The following is a 2064-nucleotide window of genomic DNA, read 5'->3' on the forward strand; positions in this document are numbered from 1 at the left end:
CGCCTCTACCGGGCCGGCGACGCCCGGCTGCTGCACCCGGCGCTGCTGCGGCCCGCCCGGGAGGAGACGGTGCGATGAGGACCGACGAGGCGATCCGCCTGGTCACCGCTGCCCGCGACGACCACGACCTGTTCGGCGCCGACGCACCAGAACGCCGCTACCGGGAACTGGTCACCGCCCTGCACCCCGACCGGCTGGACCGGACCGCCCCGGGCGTACGCGCCGAGGCCACCGAGGCGTTCGTCCGGGTCACCACCCGCTGGCGCGCCCGCCGGGTCACCGTCCTGCGCGGCTACCACTGCGGCGCACCGGCGTACTCGGGTGACCTCGCCGACCTCTACGACGTCGGCGGGGACCGGCTACTCAAACTGCCCCGCGAGGTCGGCGACAACGACCTGATGATCCGTGAGCAGCGCGCGTTGCGCCGACTCGCCGACCACGGCGACCCCCGCTGGCTGCCGTACGTGCCCCGGCTGGTCGACACGTTCGCGCACCGGGACCCCGCCACCGGGGCGGAACGCCAGGTCACCGTCCTCGCCACCGCACCCGGCCTGCGCAGCCTGGTCGACGTGCGGCAGGCGTACCCGGACGGGTTGGACGCCCGCGACGTGGCCTGGATGTGGCGACGGCTGCTGGTGGCGCTCGGCCTGGCCCACCGGGCCGGCGTCGTGCACGGCGCGGTGCTGCCGCCCCACGTGCTGATCGAGCCGGACGCGCACGGCGTGGTGCTGGTCGACTGGTGCTTCGCCACCGAGCCCGGCGGCGTCGTGCCCGCGCTGGTCCCGGACCACCAGGCGTGGTACCCGGCCGAGGTCACCGGGCGTCGCCCCTGCGGGCCGGGCACCGACATCGACATGGCCACCCGGTGCATGACCTGGCTGATGGGGCACCGGGCCCCGCACGAGCTGCTCGCCTTCGCGGCGGGCTGCCGACAGCGATCGCTGTCGGGCCGCCCCGACGACGCCTGGCGACTGCTCGGCGAACTCGACGAGGTGCTGCACCGGCTCTACGGGCCGCGCACCTTCCGACCCTTCACCCTCACCCCCTAAGGAGGCTGCCATGGGCAGCGGAATGTGGTCCACCGACGTGTACACCGCCGCCGACCGGTACCGCCGGGCCACCGGCAAGAGCGCGTTCTCGTACAGCGACAGCGGAGCCAAGGTGGTGCACCCGCAACTGGACCCGCGTGGCGCGACGCGGGAGAGCCGTGACTCGGCCGAGCACCCGCGGTCGACCCCGGTCACGGTGCTGTTCGACGTGACCGGCTCGATGGGGCACGTGCCCCGCACCCTCCAGGCCAAGCTGCCGCAACTGCTGGGACTGCTGCTGCGCCAGGGGTACGCCCGCGACCCGCAGATCATGTTCGGCGCGATCGGCGACGCCACCTGCGACCGGGTGCCGTTGCAGATCGGCCAGTTCGAGTCCGACAACCGGATGGACGAGGACCTCGGACGGATCGTGCTGGAGGGCGGCGGTGGCGGCCAGATGATGGAGTCCTACGAACTGGCGCTCTACTACATGGCCCGACGGACGGTCACCGACAGCTGGGAGAAGCGGGGCCGACGCGGCTACCTCTTCATCATCGGCGACGAGCTGGCGTACCCGTCGGTCAAGGCCGCCGAGGTGGCCCGCCTGATCGGCGACGACCCGCGCGAGGACGTGCCGGTGCGGCAGATCGTCGACGAGGTGACCCGCCGCTGGGACACGTACTACCTGCTCCCGGCCGGCAGCCACTACTCGGGCAACCGCAAGGTGCTCGACTTCTGGCGCGGCCTGCTCGGCCAGAACGCCCTGGAGCTGGACGACCTCGACGCGGTCTGCGAGACGATCGCGCTCACCGTCGGCCTCGGCGAGCAGGCCATCGACCTCGACACCGGCCTGCGGGACCTGGACCGGACCGGCTCGACGGCCACCCGCACGGTGTCGAAGGCGCTGGCCCGGCTGAACGGCGCGCGCCGCGCCGAGGTGGCCGAGCTGCCGGCCACCCGCACCACCGGCGGCGGGGTCGTCCGGCTGTGAACGAGCCGATGACCGTCACGCGCCCGGGTGTCCCGGCACCCGGGC

At 73.7% G+C, this 2064-nt stretch carries 2 protein-coding genes and 1 pseudogene; all 3 read left to right on the forward strand.

Annotated features, from left to right (window positions below):
- A pseudogene (locus tag EYA84_RS33780) lies at window positions 1-78 on the forward strand (DNA hydrolase); the annotation flags it as partial.
- A complete protein-coding gene (locus EYA84_RS31100) occupies window positions 75-1049 on the forward strand; it encodes a serine/threonine protein kinase (RefSeq protein ID WP_131057758.1) in 975 nt (324 codons plus the stop codon). The pseudogene EYA84_RS33780 and the gene EYA84_RS31100, both read left to right, overlap by 4 nt.
- Window positions 1050-1059: 10 nt before the next feature.
- On the forward strand, window positions 1060-2019 hold the full coding sequence (locus tag EYA84_RS31105) for a hypothetical protein (RefSeq protein ID WP_131057759.1): 960 nt from the start codon (window positions 1060-1062) through the stop codon (window positions 2017-2019).
- Window positions 2020-2064: the final 45 nt, after the last annotated feature.

This window comes from Verrucosispora sp. SN26_14.1 (assembly GCF_004307965.1).
GTDB lineage: Bacteria > Actinomycetota > Actinomycetes > Mycobacteriales > Micromonosporaceae > Micromonospora.

Excerpts from the sequence above, each read along its gene's own strand:
- EYA84_RS31100 (WP_131057758.1), top strand. The coding sequence starts at position 75 with ATGAGGACCGACGAGGCGATCCGCCTGGTCACCGCTGCCCGCGACGAC.
- EYA84_RS31105 (WP_131057759.1), top strand. The coding sequence starts at position 1,060 with ATGGGCAGCGGAATGTGGTCCACCGACGTGTACACCGCCGCCGACCGG.